The following is a 23,695-nucleotide window of genomic DNA, read 5'->3' on the forward strand; positions in this document are numbered from 1 at the left end:
AAGAACGCTTTTCGATAAATCGCGTTAATAATTAGCTGAAACTACTGTCTGTTAATCAGTTTTATTGTATCTTTGCGGTCTTAACTTTTTTAATGGTAAATAATGAAGGAATTTCTACAACTAATGCGACGTTTTGTGTCGCCTTATAAGAAGTATATCGGCTGGGCTGTTTTGCTGAATATTTTGTCTGCTGTATTCAATGTATTCTCATTTACTTTTTTGATTCCTATCTTGAGTATTCTGTTTAAAACAGAAGGAGCGGATAAAGTGTACCATTTTATGGAATGGGGTAGTGGAGATTTAGCGGATGTTGCCAAGAATAACTTCTATTATTACATATCTCAGATGATCGTGGATAATGGTCCCACTATGGCTCTTATATTCTTGGGACTGTTCCTGATGGTAATGACATTGTTTAAAACTGGTTGTTACTTTGCTTCTTCAGCCGTGATGATTCCATTGCGTACAGGAGTGGTACGTGATATTCGTATTATGGTGTATGCTAAGGTTATGCGTCTGCCGATGTCTTTTTTTTCGGAAGAAAGAAAGGGAGATATTATAGCTCGTATGAGTGGTGATGTGGGGGAAGTGGAAAATTCCATCACTAGTTCATTGGATATGTTGATGAAAAGTCCAATTCTGATTATTATATATTTTGTGACATTGGTTACGGTTAGTTGGCAGTTGACACTCTTTACTATCGTTGTATTGCCGGGAATGGGTTGGCTGATGGGAGTAGTCGGAAGAAAACTGAAACGCCAGTCATTGGAGGCGCAGTCGAAATGGAGTGATACGATGTCGCAATTGGAAGAAACACTGGGAGGCTTGCGCATCATCAAGGCTTTTATTGCGGAAGATAAAATGATTAACCGCTTCACCAAGTGTAGCAACGAGCTCCGGGATGCGACAAACAAGGTTGCCATACGTCAGGCTATGGCTCATCCGATGAGTGAGTTTTTAGGAACAATCCTGATTGTAGCCGTATTGTGGTTTGGAGGTACATTGATTTTGGGACAGAATGCAAGCATCGATGCTCCTACATTCATCTTCTATATGGTTATCTTATATAGTGTAATCAATCCGTTGAAAGACTTTGCTAAAGCTGGATACAACATTCCGAAAGGTTTGGCTTCCATGGAACGTGTTGATAAAATCCTGAAGGCAGAGAATAAGATTAAGGAAATTCCGAATCCGAAACCGTTGAAAGGTTTGTTTGATAAAATAGAATTTAAAGATATCTCTTTCAGCTATGATGGTAAGAGAGAGGTGCTGAAACATGTAAACCTGACAGTTCCTAAAGGGAAGACGATTGCACTGGTTGGACAATCGGGATCCGGTAAATCCACATTAGTCGATTTGTTGCCGCGTTATCACGATGTGCAGGAGGGTGATATTACCATTGACGGAACAAGTATTCGTGATGTACGTATTGCAGATTTGCGCAGTTTGATTGGTAATGTAAACCAGGAGGCTATTCTGTTTAATGATACATTCTTCAATAACATTGCTTTTGGTGTGGAGAATGCGACAATGGAACAAGTTGTAGAAGCGGCAAAGATAGCCAATGCGCATGATTTCATCATGGAGAAACCGGAAGGATATAATATGAATATCGGTGACCGTGGTGGAAAATTGTCCGGTGGCCAGCGCCAGCGTATCAGTATCGCGCGTGCTATTCTGAAGAATCCTCCGATTCTGATTCTTGATGAGGCTACTTCTGCTTTGGATACCGAATCAGAACGTCTTGTGCAGGAAGCGTTGGAACGTTTGATGAAAACACGTACGACGATTGCTATTGCCCACCGTCTTTCTACAATTAAGAATGCAGATGAAATCTGTGTGCTGTATGAGGGTGAGATTGTGGAACGTGGTAAGCATGAAGAACTCATTGAGTTAAACGGTTACTATAAACGTCTGCATGATATGCAGCAGTTGTAATTCTTGATATTGCAATGATATTATTAAGTTTTGATACGGAAGAATTTGATGTACCTCGTGAGCATGGTGTAGACTTTCCGCTGGATGAAGCAATGAAAGTGTCAGTCTATGGTACGAACCGGATACTGGACTGCCTGAAAAACAACGGGGTGAAAGCTACTTTCTTTTGTACAAGCAATTTTGCAGAAAATGCGTCGGAAGTGATGCGGCGCATTATGGACGAGGGACATGAAGTTGCTGCGCATGGATGTGACCATTGGCGGCCACAGGCTTCGGATGTCAGTCGTTCAAAAGAAATTCTGGAACGCCTTACCGGCAGGACGATACAAGGCTATCGCCAGCCGCGTATGTTCCCCGTATCAGATACGGAACTTGAACGGATGGGGTATGTATATAACTCCTCATTGAATCCCGCATTTATCCCCGGAAGATATATGCATTTGTCGGAGCCGCGTACCTGCTTTATGACGGGTAAGTTACTTCAAATCCCGGCTTCTGTAACTCCGTGGATTCGCTTCCCGCTATTTTGGTTGTCTTGTCATAATCTGCCGATGTGGCTGTATCAACTCCTGGTAAACCGGGTATTGAAGCATGACGGATATTTTGTGACTTATTTCCACCCGTGGGAATTCTACCCGTTGGGTGAACATCCTGAATTTAAGATGCCTTTTATTATCCGCAATCATTCCGGTAAGGGAATGGAGGAACGTCTGGATAGGCTGATCCGCAAACTGAAAGAAAAAGGATATGCTTTTATGACTTACTCGGAATTTGCACAGATAAAACTGGCTGAACTGAATAAACCGGACGAAAAATGATAAAATTGGCTATTGTATCCCCCTGCTATAATGAGGAGGAAGTGTTGGAAGATTCGGCCGCCCGTTTGACAGCCTTGTTTGATGAACTGGTGGCGAAAGAGAAGATCAGTGCCGACAGCTTTGTGCTCTTTGTGAATGATGGCAGTAAAGATCGTACATGGAGCATCATTAAGAAACTGCACGGGACGAATCCTTATATAAAAGGAATGAATCTGGCACGGAACGTAGGACATCAGTATGCAATCATGGCGGGTATGATGACCGCTAAAGACTGGAGTGATGCCGTTATTACCATGGATGCCGATTTGCAGGATGATCTGAATGCGATTGAGGAGATGATCGATGCCTATACGGAAGGATATGATGTAGTATATGGGGTGAAAGTATCCCGTCAGGCAGACCCGATGCTGAAACGTCTTTCCGCAACTGCTTTTTATAAACTACAGCACCGGATGGGAGTAGAGACTATCTACAATCATGCGGATTTTCGTTTTCTAAGCCGGAGAGTGCTGGAACAGTTGTCTCATTATCAGGAACGCAATGTCTATCTGCGTGGTATTATCCCGTTGCTCGGCTTCCCTTCTACTACGGTAGATGATGTGATCCGGGAACGGACAGCCGGAACTTCCAAATATACAGTGAGAAAGATGTTCAGTCTGGCTTTGGACGGGATAACCTCTTTCTCGGTAAAGCCTATTTACGGAATTGTTTATCTGGGAGGTATCTTTGTTTTTATCAGTATTTTGATTGGAATCTATGTTCTTTACGCATTGATTTCGGGTACTGCGGAACATGGCTGGGCTTCTTTGATGTTATCAATCTGGTTTGTAGGCGGAGTTGTTTTATTATCCATAGGAGCTGTCGGACTGTATATTGGCAAGATTTATAAAGAGGTAAAACGTCGTCCGCTCTATAACGTGGAAGAAGTGTTGTACGATGATCAGAATAAGTAAGGCTATACTTGAGAAGTACCCGGATTGGCGGGATAAGTTCTGGCAGTTTGTTCGTTTTGGAGTTGTCGGCACTATATCTTCGGCCATTCATTACGGCGTATATTGCCTGGTCTTGTTGGTTGCGAATGCCAATATCTCCTTTACGGCCGGTTATGCTGTGGGATTTGTCTGCAACTACTTCCTGACAACTTTCTTTACCTTTCGTTCCAAGCCATCCTCGCATAATGCGATTGGCTTTGGTTTTAGTCATCTGATTAATTACCTGCTTGAGATCGGTTTGCTGAATCTCTTCCTTTGGATAGGCGCGGGTGAACTGCTTGCACCGATACTGGTAATGATTATCGTGGTGCCTGTCAATTTCCTGATTCTTCATTTCGTTTATATCTATAAAGGGAGGAAATAACACTATTCAACCCCTTTTATTTAATTCATAAAAAGAAAAGGCTATTATGAAACGTTTTCTAAATCTTGTTGTATATATACTTGCCATACATGTTTCGGCTTTGCTGGTCGCAGGACTGTTTCGCCTGGTACTTTTCATCTCATCTTATCATCAGTTGACCTCTGAAGCCTTGTCGGATAAGACACTTTCGATGCTTGCTTTTGTGCATGGTGTCTGGTTTGACAATGTGATAGGCTGTTACATACTTCTGTTGCCTCTGGTAGTTGCAGTGGTGTGTGGAGTTTGCAACTATTATGGGAAAGCGTTGTTCCGTTTCTTTACGATCTTTTTCAGTGTCTTTTATGGATTGGTTTATTTAATCAGTGCGTCAGACATTCCTTATTTTGCCTATTTCTTTAAACATATCAATTCTTCCATATTCGAATGGTTCGGTTATGCGGGAACTACCGCCGGAATGATATTGGGTGAAAGTGCCTATTATCTGTCCATCGGATTATTTCTTCTCCTTCTGGGCGGATTCGTAGCTTGGCTTATCTATCTGGCGCGTTATTTCCATCATCGTAGCCTTACCATTTCTGCTCCGTTTCCTTATTGGAAGCGAGGAGGGGCGGTTCTGATCGGAGCCTGTTTAATCGGACTCTGCATCTTTGGAATCCGGGGACGTACAGGGTATAATCCGATCAAAGTGAGTGCGGCATATTTCTGTCAGGACGCTTTTCTCAATCAGCTGGGAGTAAGCCCTACCTTTAATCTGCTGACAAGCGTGATGGATGATATGCGGCCTGAAAATAAATACTTGCATCTGATGGATGAACAGGAAGCAATCACTAAGGCGCAGGCTCTGCTCAACCGGCCGGGGGAAGCGAATGTGTCACCGCTGGCTGTTTATAGGCATCCTTCGATGACGGATAGCGTACAACGGCACCGTCCTAATGTTGTATTGATTATGATGGAGTCTATGTCCTGCAAGTTTATGAAGCATTTCGGGCAATCGGAGACCTTGACTCCTTTCCTGGATAGCCTGTATACCCGTTCTATCAGTTTCCGCAATTTCTATTCCGCAGGAATCCATACGAACCACGGTTTGTATGCTACCTTGTATTCTTTTCCCGCTATGATGAAACGGAACCTGATGAAAGGCTCTGTCATTCCCCGCTATTCGGGACTGCCTACCGTATTGAAAGAAAACGGCTATTACAACCTTTTCTTTATGACGCATGAAGGGCAGTATGATAATATGAACGCTTTCTTCCGGACAAACGGCTATGATGAAGTGTTCTCACAAGAAAACTATCCGGCTGATAAGGTGGTGAATAGCTTTGGAGTGCAGGATGATTTCTTGTATGACTACGCAATTCCGGTATTGAATCAGCGGGCTGCTACCGGACAACCGTTTTTTGCTACGTTACTGTCCATCAGTAATCATCCGCCGTATGTGATACCTCCTTTCTTCCATCCGAAAACAAGTGAACCGGAGACGCAGATCGTTGAGTATGCGGATTGGGCTTTGCGCCAGTTCTTTGAAGAGGCGCGTAAACAACCCTGGTTTGATAATACGATATTCGTATTGGAAGGGGATCATGGCAAACTGGTGGGAGACGCCGAATGTGAATTGCCGGAGTCTTATAACCATATTCCGCTGATGATTTACTCCAGCCGTATTCAGCCGGAAGAGAAAACTACATTTGGCGGTCAGGTAGATATACAGCCAACGATATTAGGGTTGTTGAATATTGATTATTTACAGAATAATTTTGGGGTAGACTTGTTGAAGGAAGAACGTCCCTGTATGTTCTATACTGCTGACAATATGGTGGTGGGACGCAATGATACGTTACTCTATCTTTATAATTACGAGACTCAGCAGGAACTTACTTATCATATAGGTAACGGCAAATTGAATGCTGTTCCGATGGATGATAGCTTTTTGCCTTTGAAAGAATATAGTTTTTCCATGCTCCAATCGGCGGAGTTCCTTGTGAAGCATGGAAAAACGCTTAATTCTATACCTTTCACTCAACAATAGGAGTAGTCGTTTCGGTATTTTCAGGCTGTTGTTTTTTAACGAACTTGTATACCTTGGCTATTTGCCGGAGTACTCGTTTGGGAGATTCATACACCTGCTCAAACTGATACCCTTCTTTCTCGAATTCGGGAAGATATTTCTCTGCATCATTCGTGCCGATTAACAAGAAACCTTCCGAAGGACGTTTCCGGTAGAAGTTGTCGAGACGGTTGCGCAGATAGAAGTTGAGTTCGAAGTAATGTACGGGGTCACCTGCTGCATGCAGACTTTCTTCAATGAACTCATACATAGTCCCTTCGTTTTCCGGCGCAACCTTTTCTATTTCTGCAGCGATGAATTTCACCGATTTCGAATTTAATGCCGCCGGTTGGTAAGCACCGTCCAGTGCAAGGTATAATCCCATTGTTAGCACAACGAGGGCATACAGGAAGCGGTTGCTTAATGCATTTTTCCGTTGATAGAACCACCAGTAGATACCGAGAATGGTAGGAATGGCAATCAGTATCAAGGCTCTTGCTCCGTTGATATTCTGTATGGCACGCATGAAATTAATGTTGTCTTGTGCGTGGCGACCGTGGAAAATCGTTTCGGGGATGAGTCCGCATTTTAATACGATGAAGCAGGTGAACAGTAACAGGCTGATTACTGCAAGAATACTTCCGTATACCTTGATGACTTTGGATTGCTTCTTAACCAGATAGAATAGATATTTGGCAAGGAAATAAGCAATGAAAGGATAGATCGGCATCAGATATACACTACGTTTGCTCTGCGGGATACAGTAGAAGACGAAGATTACGACGATGCTGGTGAAAGAGAATAAATCCACCGGGTCCATATTCTTTATCCATGTGGTGAAACGTTTCCACCACGCGGCAGGTTGGATGCTGAATTTATGGTAAGTCAGGCTGAACAGGGAGAGCACGACTAACAGTGTCCAGGGAACGTATCCGGCAAACAAGGTCACAAAATTATAATGCCAGGGGTTCACACATGAATCATAACTCATGGTATTGGTCATACGACCGAGATTTTCTTCCATAACCAATGCCAGAAATTCTTCTCCGCCTTGTTGGTAAGCAGCGACATACCAGCAGAAAGGCAGGATGAGTGAAAGAATGGCCCAGGCGGAAAGTAACAGGAATGCTTTGAAGAAGTTGACACCCCGGAGTAATAAAAAGATGCCTACAACCAAACATGGAATGATAGTACCTACCGGCCCTTTAGTCAGTGTGCCGCAACTCATCAGGAGAATGGCCAGCCAGGGAATACCTTTAAGCCCCTTCTCATACCATTTGTAGAGACAATAAAGAGCGCCAACGGTGAGAGCTGTCAATACCATGTCTACCCGGCAGTTTGCTCCGGCCCGATGCAGTTCAAAATTAGTCAGGGTAATAAAGGCGGCTAACAGCGCCAGTTCCACTCCTTTTCTTTTGGCAAAGAACAGAAAGCCGCAGAGAGTCATGGCAATCAAGGCGATGGCAGACGGCAAGCGGGAGGTCATTTCTGTGACTTGCCCTCCGTTTACTGCTGCCGAGACAGCAGCAATGCTCCAGTGGAAGAAAGGCGGTTTGTAAGCCATTTCTCCTCCGTTGTTTCTGGGTAAAATCCAGTTCCCGCTATCCAGCATGGAGTAGGAGACGATAGATTCACGAGGCTCCCCTTTGGTGTGGTACTCCGATAAACCGAGGAAAGGCAGGATGGTAACTACGCAAATGACTAGTAACAGCCAGAAAGCTTTGCTTGAAGTCAATGTTTTCATCTTTTTCTTATATTGAAATTTATGTTCTTTTATTTTCTGCCGAAGTCGGCCGGAATCTCTCCCCATTCTTTGGTTTCCCATTTCAGGATACGAGTAGTATAGGTGTTTCCTTGCAACCATTTCTCCGCCCGTTCAATTAGTAGAAACAGTTCTTCTGTTTCCGGAGTCCGGGGAAGTTTGGTCTTGCACTTTTTCTGTCGCACCCAGCTGATGGCATTCACGCTGTCGCTGTAAATGGGCATATCGAAACCTTTCTTCTTCAACAAAGCCAAGCCGTGTACGATGGCTAGAAACTCACCGATATTATTTGTTCCCTTCATCGGGCCGAAATGAAAAATCTCCTGACGGCTGGCAATGTGTACGCCGCGATATTCCATCGGTCCCGGATTACCGCTACAGGCCGCATCGACAGCCAGGCTATTGTCGATCACACAAGAAGGTAAAGTATCTGAAGAAGGTTTGGGACCTCCTGATTTAGCCTTTGCGTTCTTGCCGATATAAGCATAGGGAGACATTGTCAACGCGCGTTCCGCTTCTTCGCGCGTGTCAAATGATTTGTATTTGGCAGCTTCATATCCTTTGATTTGAAGTTGGCAGTCTGTCCAGGAAGTATAAACTCCGGGTGTGACACCTTCCCATACTACATAAAATTTCTGTTTAGCCATTTTTTCCGACGATAATTTTAGATAGTCAATGAATTGACGCTGCGAAGGTACAAATATATTCTCTAACTGAACAAGTTAGGGGGGCTACTTGTTATAAAAAAAAGAGAGTTTTAAGAATATAAAATAAGAAAGGAACCATGATGGAAAGATCTTTTAGTGAAGCTTTGAAACAACGTCGAACTTACTATTCAATTACTAATCAGTCACCTATATCCGATCAGGAGATCGAATGTATCGTTAATATGACTGTGCGCCACGTGCCGTCGGCATTTAATTCGCAATCTACCCGTGTGGTACTTCTATTGGGAGAATCGCATCAGAAATTGTGGCAGATCGTGAAGGATGCATTGAAGAAGATTGTGCCGGCCGAAGCGTTTGTCAAGACAGAAGAGAAGATAGATCATTCGTTTGCCTGTGGTTATGGCACTGTGTTGTTTTTTGAGGATCAGAAGGTTGTGAAAGGGCTTCAGGAGGCTTTCCCGTCTTATCAGGAGAATTTTCCGGGATGGTCATTGCAGACTTCTGCCATGCACCAGTTAGCTATCTGGGTAATGCTTGAAGATGTAGGTTTCGGAGCATCGCTACAACACTATAACCCGTTGATTGATGAAGAAGTGCGCCGTGCATGGGATTTGCCGGAACATTGGCATCTGATTGCGGAAATGCCGTTCGGACTTCCTGTCGGCAAACCGGGTGAAAAAGAATTCCAGCCGCTTGAAGAACGGGTGAGAATCTTTAAATAAATCGGAAATAAAGAAGGAATAATGAAGAATTGGATGACATAATGGCTAAAATTCTTTATTCTTCATTCTTCATTCTTCATTAAATGATTAATTTTGTGAGCAAAATTAATCATTTATGGTTCGTATCTTCCTTACCGGCTATATGGGTGCCGGAAAAACGACGTTGGGTAAGGCTTTTGCCCGGCATATGGATATACCGTTCATTGATCTGGACTGGTATATTGAAGAGCGTTTTCACAAAACCGTTGGAGAATTATTCATTGAACGAGGCGAAACAGGATTCAGGGAGCTGGAGAGAAATATGCTCCATGAAGTAGCCGAGTTTGAGAATGTGGTAATCTCGACGGGAGGTGGAGCGCCTTGTTTTTATGATAATATGGAGTTTATGAACCGGACCGGAAAGACGGTTTTTCTCGATGTGCATCCGGATGTGCTTTTCAGGCGTTTGCGTGTGGCTAAGCAGCAACGTCCTATTCTTCAAGGGAAAGAGGATGAAGAACTGAAAGCGTTCATTATTCAGGCACTGGAGAAGCGGGCTCCTTTTTATCACCAGGCTCAATATATCTTTAATGCAGACGAATTGGAAGACCGTTGGCAGATTGAAACATCGGTGCAACGGTTACGACAACTTTTGGGATTATAAAATAGGCACGGATTACACGGATTTCACGGTTCCTCTAAATATCTGTATGATAGAGTAACAGTGCAGTCCGCGTAATCCGTGCCTAAATAGTATATCAGTCTTATCTTTTTTAAGACTCTTGTTTGTGCATTCGGTCAATATTTGTACCTTGCACTCGTTATGAGATTTTTATTGACTAGTGACACAAAATTAAGGTAAAGTCTATATCATGAAAACTTTAAAAGAGAAATTTGGGGAGTTATCCGCTAAAATTAAAGCATCCGGACAACCTGCAAGGGGATGGTTTCCGCAGTATACACCGGCTTCATTATTAAGTGCGGAAAACTGGTGGGAAGCATTGGCTGTATGTGAATATGCTTTGGACACAAAAGAAGACGAGAAATTAACAGAAGATTTTTTTGAACTGATATTCAGTGCTTTTGACTGTAACGTAGAGGTCGGTCTCAATGCGGAAGAATATGAATTCTGGTGGGAAAAGGTGATGCAGGTATGCGACCGTGTAGCAGAGTTTAGCGGTGCGGGATGGGCGCAGAAAGGTGCACAATATTCTGAAGCCCGTTATGGAAAGCGGGATATGAGTTATTTGTTTCCATACTACGAGAAAGCTGCCGATATGGGGTGGGCTGAAGCGGAAGCAACTGTTGCCTATTGGCGATACATGGGATTTTATTGTGAACAAGATAAAGAAGAGGGGGAACGGCGTTTTGCCGCTCTCACTTCTCCCGAAGCTATTTGGTGGGGAAAGCATTATCGTGCTTTTGTCGAAGAATTTACAGGAGATAAAGCAAAGGCATTACAGATACGGAATGACCTGCTTGCCGAACTGCCTGAAGGTGAACGTTTGCGTGCTCATGTATATGCGTCGTTGGGAGATGCGCTCGACAGGGCGGAAGGTAACGTGGCAGAGGAAGCTGCTTACTACGAAAAAGCTCTGGAAATTGTTCCCAATCTTTATAGTCTTAAAAATCTGGCTACGCTTTATTTCCGTTATCCGGAACTGAATAAACCGAAAGAACTGAGTTTCGAACTTTGGGAAAAGGCCTGGCATGCCGGTGTGTGGTCTGCCGCCAATTTCCTGGGATATAACTATCAGGAAGAGGAATGGCTGGATATACCTAAGGCGATTGAGTGGTTGGAAAAGGGCATGCTTTATTGTGAACCATACAGTGCGTATGAACTGTCATTGATCTACCTGTATAATGATGAATATAAGGACGTGGAACGTGGACTGATGTGTCTGAACCGCTGCGTGGAGGATGATTACATACAAGGTATCGAAGGACTGGCCAATATCTATTTCAACGGTGATTTGGTGCCGGAAGACATGAATCGCGCGAAAGAGTTGTTGGAGAAAGCCATTGAATTGGGTTCGGGAAGTGCAGCTTATCGTTTGGGCTGGATGTATGAACGTGGCTTCTTGTCTGAAGAACCGGATTATGCGAAGGCATTGGAGTATTATGAAAAGGCGGCTTCGCTGAATAATGCCGATGGGTATTGCCGTGTGGCTCTTTATCTGGCTAATGGATATAGTGGTGTGAAGGACCCTGTAAAATCAAGGGAATATTATGAAAAAGCGGCCGAACTGGGTGCTTGCTTTGCCCTTGTGGAACTGGCATTCTTATATGAGAATGGCGATGGAGTGGAGAAGAACTATGAAAAGTCTTTTGAACTGATTAGCAAGGCGGCCGAACAGGGTTATCCTTATGCAATGTTCCGTGTAGGACTTTATATGGAAAAGGGTGTTCTTGGCGAAGTGAAACCGGAAGAGGCTTTCGCTTGGTATACAAAGGCGGCTGAAGCGGACGATAATGATGCGATCTTTGCTTTGGGACGTTGCTATAGAGAAGGTATCGGGACGGAAGAAAACTGGGATAAGGCACTCGAATGGTTTAGTAAAGGGGCGGAAAAGAATGAAGCCCGTTGTCTGACCGAATTGGGGATGGCTTATGAGAACGGCAATGGCGTGGAAGAGAATCCTCAAAAGGCAGTGGAATATATGATGAAGGCTGCCGAGCAGGACTATGGTTATGCGCAGTTTAAGATGGGAGATTATTATTTCTTCGGTTGCGGTCCCTGTCTGGAAGATAATAAAACGGCTGTGGAATGGTATGACAAGGCGGTGGCTAATGAGATTCCGATGGCTATGTTGCGTATGGGTGAGTATTATCTGTATGATTATGACAGCCTGAATGAGTCGGAAAAGGCTTTTGCTTATTTCAAGAAAGCTGCCGAGTATGAATGGTACAGTGAAGGACTGGGTATCTGTTATGAAATGGGTATCGGAGTGGAAGATAATGAAACGGAGGCTTTTAAATATTATACACTGGCTGCGGATAATGGGAATACGATGAGTATGTATCGTACCGGACTTTGCTATTATAACGGAGTAGGTGTGAAGCAGAATTATGCCGAAGCTTATCGCTGGTTTACGGATGCGGCGGGGCATGAGAATATCGCTGCGACTTATTATCTGGGTAAGATGATGATGTATGGCGAAGGTTGTAACCCTGATCCGGAAGCTGCGGTGCAATGGTTGCTGAAAGCTGCCGAGAAAAACAACGATAAAGCACAATTTGAACTTGGAAATGCCTATCTGACAGGAAATGGTGTGGAAGAAAACGATGAAATAGCCATGGAGTGGTTCGAAAAGGCCGCAGAGAATGGCAATGAGAAAGCTCTTAAAATCACCGGAAGGAGGAGGAAGTAGAAGAGGAACATGGAAAAAGAAGGAAATAATCTGTTTCAGGTCAATCTTAAAGGTATGATTGCCCTGTTATCAGAGCACATTTATAGTAATCCGAATACTTTTGTTCGCGAACTGTTGCAGAATTGTGTAGATGCCATCACGGCACTACGCAATATTGACGAGAATTACAAAGGTCGCATCGATGTCTTTCTGAATGAGGACAAGACAGTGGTATTCCGGGATAATGGTATCGGACTGAAAGAGGAGGAAGTTTATCGTTTTCTGACTGTTATCGGGGAGAGTTCAAAGCGGGATACTCCCGATGCGGACGATTTTATCGGAAGGTTCGGTATCGGATTGTTGTCTTGTTTTGTGGTGACTAATGAAATCACCGTAGAGAGCCGTTCGGCAATGGGCGGACAACCTGTTTGCTGGTGTGGAAAAGTGGATGGGACGTATCAGCTGACTTTATCAGACGAAGAACGGCCCATCGGGTCGCAGGTGGTATTGCACCCGAAAGGAGACTGGATGCATCTTTTTGAATATGAAACGTTTAAGAAGATACTGGTGAGTTACGGGGAAGTGTTGCCGTATCCTATCTATCTGCATTATCAGGGGGAGGAGGAGTTGGTAAATACGCCTTCACCTGTATGGCTTGACCCGAAGGCGACTCGTAAGGAGTTGCTGGATTATGGGGCGAAAGTGTTTCAGTCGTCTGCTCTCGATGCTTTCCGGATCTATACTGAAAGCGGCAAAGTGGAAGGGGTGCTTTATGTCCTGCCTTTCCGTACGCAATTTTCAGTGCGTAACTCTCATAAGGTCTATCTCAAGCGTATGCTGTTGAGCGAGGATGATTGCAATCTGTTGCCGTCGTGGGCTTTCTTTATCCGTTGTCTGGTGAATGCGGACGGGTTGCTGTCTACTGCTTCCCGGGAGTCTTTGGTGAGTAATGACCAGCTGAAGGATGCCCGAAAAGAAATCGGGGTGGCTATCAAGGATTATCTGCGGGGATTGGTGCAGAATGACCGTGCCATGTTCAACCGGATTCTGGATGTTCATCACTTTCATATCAAGGCGATTGCTTCGGAGGATAATGAATTGCTCCGTTTGTTTATGGATTACCTTCCTTTTGAAACCAATAAGGGGTTGCGTAGCTTTGGAAATATTCGTTCGGCAAGCAATGTGATATGTTATACCAAGAATCTGGAGGATTTCCGGCAAGTGCGGCGTATAGCCGGAGCACAGGGTTGGCTGGTCGTGAATGCTGCTTATACGTTTGATGAAACTTTGTTGAAAAAGTATGTCCGTCTGAATCCGGAACTTACTTTGGATGAAATATCTCCTTCACGGTTGCTGGAGCAGTTTGGTGAAGTGGAGGCGAACCAGGAATCTCAGGCTTTTGAGGTGAAAGCGAACGAACTGTTGAAACGGTTTGGCTGTATCTGTCGTCTGAAGCATTTTACTCCGGTAGATATTCCGGTTATTTTTGTGGCGGAGGAAAAGGAGAATGCCGCTAAAAGTGCTAATAACCCGTTGGCGGCTGTGTTGGGGGCTGTGAATACTGCAAAGCAGATTCCGCCGACACTCACTTTCAATGCGGATAATGAAATGGTGCAGACCTTATTGCAAATACAAGGAGACAATAAACTGTTTCAGCATGTGGTGCATATATTGTATGTACAGTCGCTTCTGCAAGGTAAATATCCGGTAAACAGCGAAGAAATGGAGCTTTTCAACCATTCGCTAAGTGAACTGATGACTTCGAAAATGAATGATTTTATAAATTTCCTGAATTAAAGAAAGAGAATGAGATACACACTTGAAATACAAAAATTGCTGTTGCAGACACAGAATAAGAACCTGCATCCCCGCGAAAAAGCCAATCTGTTGAAAGAAGCCATCCGTATCGCTGATGAGAACGAAGATGTGGAATGGGCTACGGAGATGAGACTGGATCTTATTTATGAACTGAATCTTCTCTCGGCGGATGCTGAGGAGATTACCGTGTTCTCTAAAATTCTGGATGATTACGAGAATCACAAGGATGTGATCAAGGAAGATGACTTGTTGTGGAAATATAAGTGGATATGGGCTTGTACGTTCGATCTTCCGGAGATTCCGATGGAACAGGTGCAGGCAGTCGGGGAGGATTATAAAACCCGTATCCTCCGGAACGGATATTCTTTGCGGAGTTATTTTCACCGCTGGTCTGTGGAATGTGTCTGGATGCGGCAGTATGACAAGGCGAAAGAATACATTGATAAAATGTTGAATGAGAAGATAGACGATCAGTCGTGTGAGGCTTGTGAATTGAACTTTATGCTGGATTATTATCTGGAAACAGGACAGTTTGATGAGGCTTACAGCCGCGCGCAACCGTTGATTAATAAGCAGGTCACTTGTTATGAGGCTAATCTGCGGGCCTACTTGAAACTTTCTTATTATGCGCAGAAAGCAGGTAAACCGGAAATTGCCGCTGATATGTGTGCACGTGCCGAAGAAGCGTTGGTAGGAAGGGAGAAGGATGAATATCTTTTGCTCTATCTGGGATTGTTTATTGCCTATTATATGATGACGAAGCCGGAAAGGGCTTGGGAATATGTCGAACGGTGTATCGGTTGGAGTTTGCGTACGAATACGTTGAAGAGTTATCGTTTCTCCTGTGATATGGTAGAGGCTTTGAAGTATGAAACTCGTCCGGAAGTCTCGTTGTCTTTGCCGGAAGAGTTTCCTCTTTATCGTCCGGATGGAATTTATCAGGTAAACGAACTTCGCAATTATTTCTATCAACAGGCAGAGGAGCTGGCACATCGCTATGACGCCCGTAACGGAAATAGTGGTTATCTGGACCGTTTGAAAGATTTAATGTCTAATTAATTGCCAACATGTAGATTAATCCGTATTTTTGCCGTCCAATTATTTACTAAAAACACTGAATAACAGAAAATGAGAAAGTGGCGTATTGAAGATTCTGAGGAACTCTACAACATCACAGGTTGGGGCACCTCGTACTTTGGTATTAATGACAAGGGTCATGTTGTTGTTACACCTCGTAGAGACGGGGTGTCTGTCGATTTGAAAGAACTGGTCGATGAGTTACAATTGCGTGATGTGGCAGCTCCCATGCTGGTGCGTTTTCCGGATATTTTGGACAACCGTATTGAGAAGATGTCGTCCTGCTTTAAACAGGCAGCCGAGGAGTATGGTTATAAAGCCGAGAACTTTATTATCTATCCGATTAAAGTCAACCAGATGCGCCCCGTGGTGGAAGAGATTATCAGCCATGGAAAGAAGTTCAATCTCGGACTGGAAGCCGGTTCCAAACCGGAACTCCATGCGGTGATTGCTGTCAATACGGATTCTGACTCATTAATTGTATGTAACGGATATAAAGACGAAAGCTATATTGAACTGGCTTTGCTTGCCCAGAAAATGGGTAAACGTATTTTCCTCGTTGTAGAGAAGATGAACGAACTGAAGCTGATTGCAAAGATGGCAAAACAGCTGAATGTGCAGCCTAACATCGGCATACGTATCAAACTCGCTTCTTCCGGGAGCGGAAAGTGGGAAGAGTCGGGAGGGGATGCCAGCAAATTCGGTTTGACTTCCAGTGAACTTCTCGAAGCGCTCGACTTTCTGGATAGCAAAGGGTTGAAGGATTGTCTGAAACTGATTCATTTCCATATCGGCAGTCAAGTGACAAAGATACGTCGTATCAAAACGGCTTTGCGTGAGGCTTCACAATTCTATGTGCAGCTGCATTCGATGGGATTCAACGTCGAATTTGTCGATATTGGTGGTGGACTGGGAGTGGATTATGACGGAACCCGTTCGTCTAATAGTGAAGGTAGCGTGAATTATTCCATTCAGGAATATGTAAACGACTCTATTTCTACTCTGGTGGACGTGAGCGATAAAAATGGCATCCCACACCCGAATATCATAACGGAGAGTGGACGTGCACTGACGGCACATCATTCCGTTCTTATCTTTGAGGTACTTGAAACTGCTACCTTGCCCGAATGGGATGACGAGGAAGAGATTGCTCCGGATGCTCATGAACTGGTGCAGGAACTGTATGGTATCTGGGATACACTGAATCAGAACAAGATGTTGGAAGCATGGCATGATGCGCAGCAGATCAGGGAGGAAGCGCTGGACTTGTTCAGTCATGGAATCGTAGATCTGAAAACCCGTGCACAAATTGAGCGTCTGTATTGGTCTATTACGCGTGAGATTAATCAGATTGCCGGTGGTTTGAAGCACGCGCCCGATGAATTCCGCGGACTGTCTAAATTGCTTGCCGATAAATATTTCTGTAACTTCTCGCTCTTTCAGTCGCTTCCCGACTCTTGGGCGATCGACCAGATATTCCCGATCATGCCTATCCAGCGACTGGATGAGAAACCGGAACGTTCGGCTACTTTGCAGGATATTACCTGTGATTCGGACGGTAAAATTGCTAATTTTATTTCTACCCGTAACGTTTCCCATTATCTGCCCGTACATACACTGAAAAAAACGGAGCCCTACTATGTAGCTGTGTTCCTGGTCGGTGCTTATCAGGAGATTCTGGGAGATATGCACAATTTGTTCGGTGATACGAATGCCGTGCATGTTTCGGTGAATGAGAAAGGATATAATATCGAACAGATTATTGACGGAGAAACGGTAGCGGAGGTGTTGGACTATGTACAGTACAATCCGAAGAAACTGGTACGTACACTCGAAACCTGGGTGACGAAGTCTGTGAAAGAGGGAAAGATTTCTTTGGAAGAAGGAAAAGAATTCCTCTCCAACTATCGTTCAGGGCTTTACGGATATACTTATTTGGAATAGATAAGTAGGCACGGATTACACGGATTTCACGGTGGCTTCGCATAATTTCACGGTTGCTTTACGTTCTCACACAACTAAAACCGTGAAATCCGTGTAATCCGTGCCTAAAATAAGAATAGGAAATGAGAGAAAAACTAACAGTTATTAAGGTGGGTGGCAAAATCGTAGAAGAGGAAGCCACCCTTCGTCAGTTGTTAAATGACTTTGCCGCTATCGCTGGGCATAAAGTATTGGTTCACGGCGGCGGCCGTTCGGCTACAAAGATTGCCGCACAACTGGGTATTGAAAGCAAAATGGTAAATGGTCGTCGGATTACCGATGCCGAAACCTTGAAGGTCGTAACGATGGTATACGGCGGATTAGTGAATAAAAATATTGTGGCAGGCCTGCAAGCGCGCGGAGTCAATGCACTCGGATTGACCGGAGCGGATATGAACGTGATCCGTTCGGTAAAACGCCCGGTGAAAGAGGTGGACTATGGTTTTGTGGGTGATGTGGAAAAGGTGGATGCTACTTTGTTGTCGGATTTGATACATAAGGGAGTGGTTCCGGTAATGGCTCCATTGACACATGACGGACACGGTAATATGCTGAACACGAATGCAGATACCATTGCCGGGGAGACAGCGAAAGCGTTGTCTACGCTGTTTGATGTGACATTGGTATATTGTTTTGAGAAGAAAGGCGTGTTGCGTGACGAGAATGATGATGACAGTGTGATTCCCCAAATCACCCGTGCCGAATTTGAACAATATGTAGCTGATGGCGTTATTCAGGGAGGTATGATTCCCAAGTTGGAGAATTCTTTTGAAGCAATAAATGCAGGAGTCTCTGAAGTGGTAATCACTTTAGCGTCAGCGATTAACGATACTGGTGGAACAAGAATAAAAAAATAATTCAAAAAAAAGTAGTGGGCGACTGTAACTTTTCATATCCTAGCCCGTCATTATTATAGAGATGCAAGAAATCAGCTTCCGAAACGATATTTTGCCGTTGAAGGATAAACTCTTTCGATTGGCTCTCAGAATCACCCTGGATAGGGCCGAAGCCGAGGATGTCGTTCAGGACACCATGATAAGAGTGTGGAAGATGCGTGATGAGTGGTCTCAAATTGAATCGGTCGAAGCTTATTGCCTGACAGTGGCAAAGAATCTGGCGATAGATCGAAGTCAAAAGAAAGAGGCTCAAAACGTGGAACTCACCCCCGAGATGGAGGAAGAACCTGATGCAAACAGTCCGTATGACCAGATGATTCATGATGAAAGAATGAACATTATTAATAGACTGGTAAACGAACTTCCCGAAAAACAGCGGCTTATCATGCAACTGAGGGACATTGAAGGTGAAAGCTATAAGAAAATTGCAGGGTTGCTGAATCTGACAGAGGAACAAGTCAAAGTGAACCTCTTCAGAGCCAGACAAAAAGTAAAACAAAGGTACTTAGAAATTGACGAATATGGATTATAAGGATATAGAACAGCTCCTGGAGCGATACTGGCAATGCGAAACTTCCGTTGAGGAGGAAGCAACATTGCGCGACTTCTTCGCAAAGGAGGAAGTTCCGGCTCATTTGCTTCGCTATAAAAACCTGTTTGTTTATCAACAGGTTCAGCAGGAAGTAGGACTGGGCGAAGACTTTGATGCACGTATTCTGGCAGCGGTGGAGCCTACGGTTGTAAAAGCGAAACGCTTGACGCTGGCCGGTCGTTTTATTCCTCTGTTCAAAGCCGCTGCCGTGATTGCAATCATCCTTTCTTTGGGGAATGTGGCACAACATTCTTTCTCCGGAGATGACGGAAGTGTATTGGCAACGGATACCATTGGTAAACAAGTAACTGCACCATCGGTCGCTATCTCGAATGATGTGAAAGCGGAACAGGTTTTAGCCGATAGTTTGGCGAAGATCAACCACAAGGTGCAAGTTATAAACGAATAGACATTTTCATTTGCTTTAAACATATAATATAGTTAGTGTGCTTAATTAAAACAACAACGAAGGCGAAACTGTGAAGTTTTCAATTCTCTCAAATTTTTAGATTAAAACTAACTAAATAAATGGGCTACCGCGCGATGCAGTAGCCCTTTTATGTGTTTTAGACTGTCTTTATTTGATTTGCCGTATGTTTTTCCGTGGAGCATCCACTTCTTGTGGATTGCCTTTATAGGCAATATCGCCACTTCCTTTCACGCGGGCAACCAGCTTCTGACTTGCATGGCAACTGATGTTTCCGGATCCACTGATGCTTGCATCCGTATTTTCTGCTTCTAAATCTGCAGCCTGAATGTTTCCCGATCCGCTAATAGAATATTTTGCTTGAATGGCTTTGCCTTTAAGATTGATGTTGCCCGAACCGGAAATTCCTGCCTGACATTCCTGACTCTCAATTTGTTGCAGTCTTACATCTCCCGATCCATTAATTGAAACAGCCATTCTTCGGCAGTTAAGTCCTTCTCCCTGAATGTTTCCCGATCCGTTTATATGGAACTCGATATCTTTAGAAGTTTGTATTCCATTGATTAATTTTATATTTCCCGAACCATTAATCGTTAGCTTATTCAGTTCCGGAGCAAAAACTTTTATTTCCAGTTTCCCTTTCCGGATACTGACATTCTTCTTGATTTTAATAATTAATGTATTGCCGTCTACATACGTTTCTACAAGTGGTATAATGTTATCGGAGCCATGTATCTCAACGTGGCTGAGTGTATCTTGGTGATAACTGATATTGGCACTTCCCAATAGTTTGATTTCATTGAAGTGGTCGGCTTTTACTTCTTGGGAGATGTAGTTCTTGCTGCCTACTACGTGTTTTCCCTGCAAGCAAGAGCCGGCAGTAAGTACTAGAGACAATCCGGTGACTAATACGAGCAATAAACTTGTTTTCATAATTATGTTTTTCTATGATTGATATGGCAGTTAGACGGAAGAGTCTGATATAAAGTTGCATCTTACGCGAAGTTTTTCATTAGAATCTTCTTTTTTATTACTTTTGTGCCTGTTGATAGGAGGATTATAATGGATAAGATCATAGAAGATGACGAATTGGGACGTCTGATAGTGCGCGTCAATTCACGTGCGAGGAGTCTTGTATTCCGTACAAAGAGTGATGCTGTTTATGTTTCGGTTCCTCCCGGCACTACATTGAAAGAAGTGAAGCAGGCGGTCGAGAATCTGCGTGGTAAACTTCTGGCCTCCCGACAAAAACTAGCCCGGCCGTTGATTGATCTGAATTATAAAATTGATGCGGAGCACTTTAAACTATCCTTGGTTTCCGGTGAAAAAGATCAGTTTCTGGCTAATTCCCGGTTGGGAGTTATGGAAATAGTTTGTCCGCCTCATGCGGATTTTACGGATGAGAAACTGCAAAGCTGGTTGCATAAGGTAATCGAAGAATCGTTGAGGCGGAATGCGAAAAGTATCCTTCCTTCACGTTTGGCCTCCTTGTCCAAGCAATGCGGACTTCCCTATTCAAGTGTGAAAATAAACTCCAGTCAAGGCAGGTGGGGAAGTTGTTCGGCTCGAAAAGATATTAATTTATCCTATTATCTGATTTTACTGCCTTCTCATTTAATAGACTATGTGTTGTTGCACGAATTATGTCATACGCGTGAGATGAATCATAGCGAACGATTTTGGGCGTTGCTAAATCAGCTTACAGAAGGAAAAGCATTGGCTTTAAGGGGAGAATTAAGAAAGTACCGTACGGAAATTTAGAATGTTTCATTGCCGGATTAGTGGCATCGTATTGTCACACTTGTGCCACCACGTTGGCACAGTCGTGCCAATGCGATGGCATAGTTGTGCCAACGTGGTGGCACAAACTTAGTTAATATGCCCTTATTGTTTGGCTAATTGTTTAATTCCGTCTGATTCTTTTTCGAACTGATAAGTCCCTCCTTTTTCACTAAGATCAAACGTAGACACTAATTCTGTGTTATTATCTACAATCAGCAAGGCGCTCTGTTCGGCAAAACGTCCCACTTCTACTGTGTAAGGTTCTTCCGACATGGTTTTGTTGGAGATCAGACTGTCATTGACAAACAAAGAGATGGAATCTCCGGCAAACCCCTTTACCAGACTGATTGTATAGCTCTCGATAAAATGACGTTCTTCCTGCTTTTCCCGTTGTAGTCGCATGCTCATATAGACAAAAATAACTACGACAAAAATGACGGCAAAAGCAAGCAGCCCGTTACCTACCATAAACTGTTTATTTGTGTTGAGACGATGTGCCATAGTCGTTATTTTTTGAATTACGGCGTAAAGATACGAATATAGCACTGTTAATTCATACTTTTTTTCTTTAATGTTTTGTAGTCGAACAGATTATTTATATCTTTGCAACCGAAAACGGATGAAAGGTGGAGGGGCAATTAAGCTCCTTTTTTTGTTCTTATATAGCTAATAAATGATAGAAAAGAAAACTGTTTGTCAGATTGTAGAAGAGTGGCTGGAAGGAAAAGACTACTTTTTAGTAGAGGTAACCGTGAGCCCGGATGACAAGATTGTGGTTGAAATAGACCATGCAGAAGGTGTTTGGATCGAAGATTGCGTGGAGCTTAGCCGCTTCATAGAGTCGAAACTGAACCGCGAAGAGGAAGATTATGAACTGGAAGTAGGGTCGGCTGGGATCGGACAACCCTTTAAAGTTCTGCAACAGTATTATATCCACATCGGACAAGAGGTGGAAGTGCTGACCGGAGACGGACGGAAGTTGGCCGGCATACTGAAAGATGCCGATGAAGAGAAGTTTACGGTAGGCGTACAAAAGAAAGTAAAACCCGAAGGATCAAAGCGTCCGAAACTGGTAGAAGAGGACGAAACCTTCACTTATGAGCAAATAAAATATACTAAATACTTAATTAGCTTTAAATAGTTATGGCCAAAAAAGAAGAAACAATCAGCTTGATTGATACATTTTCGGAATTTAAGGAACTGAAGAATATCGATAGAACGACGATGGTTAGCGTACTCGAAGAGTCGTTCCGTAGCGTAATCGCGAAAATGTTTGGCACCGATGAGAATTACGACGTGATCGTGAACCCGGACAAGGGTGACTTCGAGATATGGCGTAACCGTGAAGTTGTGGCCGATGAAGATCTGACTAACCCGAATATGCAGATCTCGTTGAGCGAGGCACAGAAAATTGATGCTTCTTACGAAGAAGGTGAAGAGGTGACTGACGAGGTGATCTTTGCCAAGTTCGGACGTCGTGCTATCCTGAATCTTCGCCAGACGCTGGCTTCCAAGATTCTGGAACTCGAAAAAGACAGTATTTATAATAAATATATAGATAAGGTAGGTACTATCATCAATGCGGAAGTATATCAGATCTGGAAAAAAGAGATGTTGCTTTTAGACGATGAAGGAAACGAATTGCTGTTACCTAAGACCGAACAAATCCCGAGCGACTTTTATCGTAAAGGTGAGACGGCTCGTGCAGTAGTTGCCCGCGTGGATAACAAGAATAATAATCCTAAGATTATCTTGTCACGTACTTCTCCCGTTTTCCTGCAACGCTTGTTCGAGATGGAAGTACCCGAAATTAATGATGGTTTGATTACCATCAAGAAGATTGCCCGTATCCCCGGCGAACGTGCCAAGATCGCGGTGGAATCTTACGATGACAGAATCGACCCTGTAGGAGCCTGTGTAGGTGTAAAGGGAAGTCGTATTCATGGCATTGTTCGTGAACTTCGCAATGAGAACATCGACGTAATCAATTACACATCGAACATCTCATTGTTTATACAGCGCGCTTTAAGCCCGGCTAAGATTTCTTCTATTCGTCTGAACGAGGAAGAGAAGAAAGCAGAGGTATTCCTCAAACCGGAAGAAGTTTCGCTGGCTATCGGTAAAGGCGGTTTGAATATCAAACTGGCCAGTATGTTGACTGAGTACACTATCGACGTGTTCCGTGAGTTGGATGAGAATGTAGCTGACGAAGATATCTATCTCGACGAGTTCAGAGACGAAATCGACGGATGGGTGATCGACGCTATCAAAGCTATCGGCATCGATACAGCGAAGGCTGTGTTGAATGCTCCTCGTGAGATGTTGATTGAAAAGACGGACTTGGAAGAAGAGACAGTGGACGAGGTAATACGCATTTTGAAATCGGAGTTTGAAGAAGAAGATCCTTCTTCAATTGAAAATTAAAAATTAAAAATTAAAAAATTGCGATACAACATAATGTAGCAGACTTTTATTTTTTAATT

At 43.7% G+C, this 23,695-nt stretch carries 21 protein-coding genes; 17 read left to right on the top strand and 4 right to left on the bottom strand.

Going from position 1 to position 23,695, the window contains the following annotated elements:
* Window positions 1-102 precede the first annotated feature (102 nt).
* The 5 genes from NXV01_RS05955 to NXV01_RS05975 are packed head-to-tail and all read left to right on the top strand — an operon-like array spanning window position 103 to window position 6,138.
* On the top strand, window positions 103-1,938 hold the full coding sequence (locus tag NXV01_RS05955) for an ABC transporter ATP-binding protein (protein ID WP_148364182.1): 1,836 nt from the start codon (window positions 103-105) through the stop codon (window positions 1,936-1,938).
* A 14-nt stretch (window positions 1,939-1,952) separates the two neighbouring features.
* Window positions 1,953-2,756 (top strand): polysaccharide deacetylase family protein, encoded by an 804-nt coding sequence (locus NXV01_RS05960; protein WP_259021932.1) that lies wholly within the window; start codon window positions 1,953-1,955, stop codon window positions 2,754-2,756.
* Window positions 2,753-3,709, top strand: a complete 957-nt coding sequence (locus NXV01_RS05965) for a glycosyltransferase family 2 protein (protein ID WP_148364180.1) — start codon at window positions 2,753-2,755, stop codon at window positions 3,707-3,709. The genes NXV01_RS05960 and NXV01_RS05965 overlap by 4 nt, the downstream gene beginning before the upstream one ends.
* A complete protein-coding gene (locus tag NXV01_RS05970) occupies window positions 3,693-4,112 on the top strand; it encodes a GtrA family protein (RefSeq protein WP_259021933.1) in 420 nt (139 codons plus the stop codon). Before NXV01_RS05965 ends, NXV01_RS05970 begins: the two co-directional genes overlap by 17 nt.
* 46 nt (window positions 4,113-4,158) lie before the next feature.
* Entirely contained in the window at window positions 4,159-6,138 is a 1,980-nt protein-coding gene (locus NXV01_RS05975; protein ID WP_259021934.1) for an LTA synthase family protein, read from the top strand.
* Here NXV01_RS05975 and NXV01_RS05980 read toward each other — a convergent pair.
* Together NXV01_RS05980 and NXV01_RS05985 are read right to left on the bottom strand one after the other, a co-directional pair.
* Window positions 6,125-7,900, bottom strand: a complete 1,776-nt coding sequence (locus NXV01_RS05980; protein WP_148364177.1) for a glycosyltransferase family 39 protein — start codon at window positions 7,898-7,900, stop codon at window positions 6,125-6,127. The genes NXV01_RS05975 and NXV01_RS05980 overlap by 14 nt on opposite strands.
* A 29-nt stretch (window positions 7,901-7,929) precedes the next feature.
* Window positions 7,930-8,565 carry a viroplasmin family protein gene (locus NXV01_RS05985; protein WP_148364176.1) on the bottom strand — a complete coding sequence of 212 codons (636 nt, stop codon included), beginning with the start codon at window positions 8,563-8,565 and terminating at the stop codon, window positions 7,930-7,932.
* Window positions 8,566-8,705: 140 nt separating this feature from the next.
* Here NXV01_RS05985 and NXV01_RS05990 point away from each other — a divergent pair, with 140 nt between their 5' ends.
* The 9 genes from NXV01_RS05990 to NXV01_RS06030 all read left to right on the top strand — a co-directional run bounded on the left by NXV01_RS05990 (window position 8,706) and on the right by NXV01_RS06030 (window position 19,412).
* Complete coding sequence (locus tag NXV01_RS05990; RefSeq protein ID WP_148364260.1) at window positions 8,706-9,308, top strand: nitroreductase family protein; 603 nt, start codon at window positions 8,706-8,708, stop codon at window positions 9,306-9,308.
* 115 nt (window positions 9,309-9,423) lie between these two features.
* Window positions 9,424-9,951: a shikimate kinase gene (locus NXV01_RS05995; RefSeq protein WP_074558244.1), complete on the top strand. Its 528-nt coding sequence runs from the start codon at window positions 9,424-9,426 to the stop codon at window positions 9,949-9,951.
* A gap of 208 nt (window positions 9,952-10,159) precedes the next feature.
* Window positions 10,160-12,658 carry a hypothetical protein gene (locus tag NXV01_RS06000; RefSeq protein ID WP_259021936.1) on the top strand — a complete coding sequence of 833 codons (2,499 nt, stop codon included), beginning with the start codon at window positions 10,160-10,162 and terminating at the stop codon, window positions 12,656-12,658.
* 9 nt (window positions 12,659-12,667) lie between these two features.
* Complete coding sequence (locus tag NXV01_RS06005) at window positions 12,668-14,434, top strand: HSP90 family protein (RefSeq protein ID WP_234131645.1); 1,767 nt, start codon at window positions 12,668-12,670, stop codon at window positions 14,432-14,434.
* Between the two features lie 9 nt (window positions 14,435-14,443).
* The gene (locus tag NXV01_RS06010) at window positions 14,444-15,514 is read left to right on the top strand and encodes a hypothetical protein (RefSeq protein ID WP_217722649.1); all 1,071 of its coding nucleotides are present in this window, start codon (window positions 14,444-14,446) and stop codon (window positions 15,512-15,514) included.
* Window positions 15,515-15,583: 69 nt separating this feature from the next.
* A complete protein-coding gene (speA, locus tag NXV01_RS06015; RefSeq protein ID WP_074558252.1) occupies window positions 15,584-17,476 on the top strand; it encodes a biosynthetic arginine decarboxylase in 1,893 nt (630 codons plus the stop codon).
* Window positions 17,477-17,598: 122 nt separating this feature from the next.
* On the top strand, window positions 17,599-18,372 hold the full coding sequence (argB, locus tag NXV01_RS06020) for an acetylglutamate kinase (RefSeq protein WP_148364172.1): 774 nt from the start codon (window positions 17,599-17,601) through the stop codon (window positions 18,370-18,372).
* 61 nt (window positions 18,373-18,433) lie between these two features.
* Entirely contained in the window at window positions 18,434-18,943 is a 510-nt protein-coding gene (locus NXV01_RS06025; protein WP_148364171.1) for an RNA polymerase sigma factor, read from the top strand.
* Window positions 18,933-19,412: a hypothetical protein gene (locus NXV01_RS06030; RefSeq protein ID WP_259021938.1), complete on the top strand. Its 480-nt coding sequence runs from the start codon at window positions 18,933-18,935 to the stop codon at window positions 19,410-19,412. Before NXV01_RS06025 ends, NXV01_RS06030 begins: the two co-directional genes overlap by 11 nt.
* Window positions 19,413-19,580: 168 nt before the next feature.
* On the opposite strand, the gene NXV01_RS06035 is transcribed toward NXV01_RS06030, so the two are convergent.
* Window positions 19,581-20,363, bottom strand: a complete 783-nt coding sequence (locus NXV01_RS06035) for a head GIN domain-containing protein (RefSeq protein ID WP_259021940.1) — start codon at window positions 20,361-20,363, stop codon at window positions 19,581-19,583.
* Between the two features lie 129 nt (window positions 20,364-20,492).
* Here NXV01_RS06035 and NXV01_RS06040 point away from each other — a divergent pair, with 129 nt between their 5' ends.
* Window positions 20,493-21,191, top strand: a complete 699-nt coding sequence (locus NXV01_RS06040) for a SprT family zinc-dependent metalloprotease (RefSeq protein ID WP_148364168.1) — start codon at window positions 20,493-20,495, stop codon at window positions 21,189-21,191.
* A gap of 123 nt (window positions 21,192-21,314) precedes the next feature.
* Here the strand turns inward: NXV01_RS06040 and NXV01_RS06045 are convergent, their stop codons facing one another.
* Complete coding sequence (locus NXV01_RS06045) at window positions 21,315-21,713, bottom strand: hypothetical protein (RefSeq protein ID WP_148364167.1); 399 nt, start codon at window positions 21,711-21,713, stop codon at window positions 21,315-21,317.
* A 172-nt stretch (window positions 21,714-21,885) separates the two neighbouring features.
* On the opposite strand from NXV01_RS06045, the gene rimP reads away from it, so the two are divergent.
* Both rimP and nusA read left to right on the top strand, forming a co-directional pair.
* Window positions 21,886-22,353: a ribosome assembly cofactor RimP gene (rimP, locus tag NXV01_RS06050; RefSeq protein WP_148364166.1), complete on the top strand. Its 468-nt coding sequence runs from the start codon at window positions 21,886-21,888 to the stop codon at window positions 22,351-22,353.
* A 2-nt stretch (window positions 22,354-22,355) separates the two neighbouring features.
* Window positions 22,356-23,636, top strand: a complete 1,281-nt coding sequence (gene nusA / locus NXV01_RS06055; RefSeq protein WP_117932414.1) for a transcription termination factor NusA — start codon at window positions 22,356-22,358, stop codon at window positions 23,634-23,636.
* The last annotated feature ends 59 nt before the right edge of the window (window positions 23,637-23,695 follow it).

This window comes from Bacteroides sp. BFG-606 (assembly GCF_024788145.1).
In the GTDB taxonomy this organism is placed as follows: Bacteria; Bacteroidota; Bacteroidia; order Bacteroidales; family Bacteroidaceae; genus Bacteroides; species Bacteroides vicugnae.

Excerpts from the sequence above, each read along its gene's own strand:
- NXV01_RS05955 (WP_148364182.1), top strand. The coding sequence starts at position 103 with ATGAAGGAATTTCTACAACTAATGCGACGTTTTGTGTCGCCTTATAAG.
- NXV01_RS05960 (WP_259021932.1), top strand. The coding sequence starts at position 1,953 with ATGATATTATTAAGTTTTGATACGGAAGAATTTGATGTACCTCGTGAG.
- NXV01_RS05965 (WP_148364180.1), top strand. The coding sequence starts at position 2,753 with ATGATAAAATTGGCTATTGTATCCCCCTGCTATAATGAGGAGGAAGTG.
- NXV01_RS05970 (WP_259021933.1), top strand. The coding sequence starts at position 3,693 with ATGATCAGAATAAGTAAGGCTATACTTGAGAAGTACCCGGATTGGCGG.
- NXV01_RS05975 (WP_259021934.1), top strand. The coding sequence starts at position 4,159 with ATGAAACGTTTTCTAAATCTTGTTGTATATATACTTGCCATACATGTT.
- NXV01_RS05980 (WP_148364177.1), bottom strand. The coding sequence starts at position 7,900 with ATGAAAACATTGACTTCAAGCAAAGCTTTCTGGCTGTTACTAGTCATT.
- NXV01_RS05985 (WP_148364176.1), bottom strand. The coding sequence starts at position 8,565 with ATGGCTAAACAGAAATTTTATGTAGTATGGGAAGGTGTCACACCCGGA.
- NXV01_RS05990 (WP_148364260.1), top strand. The coding sequence starts at position 8,706 with ATGGAAAGATCTTTTAGTGAAGCTTTGAAACAACGTCGAACTTACTAT.
- NXV01_RS05995 (WP_074558244.1), top strand. The coding sequence starts at position 9,424 with ATGGTTCGTATCTTCCTTACCGGCTATATGGGTGCCGGAAAAACGACG.
- NXV01_RS06000 (WP_259021936.1), top strand. The coding sequence starts at position 10,160 with ATGAAAACTTTAAAAGAGAAATTTGGGGAGTTATCCGCTAAAATTAAA.
- NXV01_RS06005 (WP_234131645.1), top strand. The coding sequence starts at position 12,668 with ATGGAAAAAGAAGGAAATAATCTGTTTCAGGTCAATCTTAAAGGTATG.
- NXV01_RS06010 (WP_217722649.1), top strand. The coding sequence starts at position 14,444 with ATGAGATACACACTTGAAATACAAAAATTGCTGTTGCAGACACAGAAT.
- speA (WP_074558252.1), top strand. The coding sequence starts at position 15,584 with ATGAGAAAGTGGCGTATTGAAGATTCTGAGGAACTCTACAACATCACA.
- argB (WP_148364172.1), top strand. The coding sequence starts at position 17,599 with ATGAGAGAAAAACTAACAGTTATTAAGGTGGGTGGCAAAATCGTAGAA.
- NXV01_RS06025 (WP_148364171.1), top strand. The coding sequence starts at position 18,434 with ATGCAAGAAATCAGCTTCCGAAACGATATTTTGCCGTTGAAGGATAAA.
- NXV01_RS06030 (WP_259021938.1), top strand. The coding sequence starts at position 18,933 with ATGGATTATAAGGATATAGAACAGCTCCTGGAGCGATACTGGCAATGC.
- NXV01_RS06035 (WP_259021940.1), bottom strand. The coding sequence starts at position 20,363 with ATGAAAACAAGTTTATTGCTCGTATTAGTCACCGGATTGTCTCTAGTA.
- NXV01_RS06040 (WP_148364168.1), top strand. The coding sequence starts at position 20,493 with ATGGATAAGATCATAGAAGATGACGAATTGGGACGTCTGATAGTGCGC.
- NXV01_RS06045 (WP_148364167.1), bottom strand. The coding sequence starts at position 21,713 with ATGGCACATCGTCTCAACACAAATAAACAGTTTATGGTAGGTAACGGG.
- rimP (WP_148364166.1), top strand. The coding sequence starts at position 21,886 with ATGATAGAAAAGAAAACTGTTTGTCAGATTGTAGAAGAGTGGCTGGAA.
- nusA (WP_117932414.1), top strand. The coding sequence starts at position 22,356 with ATGGCCAAAAAAGAAGAAACAATCAGCTTGATTGATACATTTTCGGAA.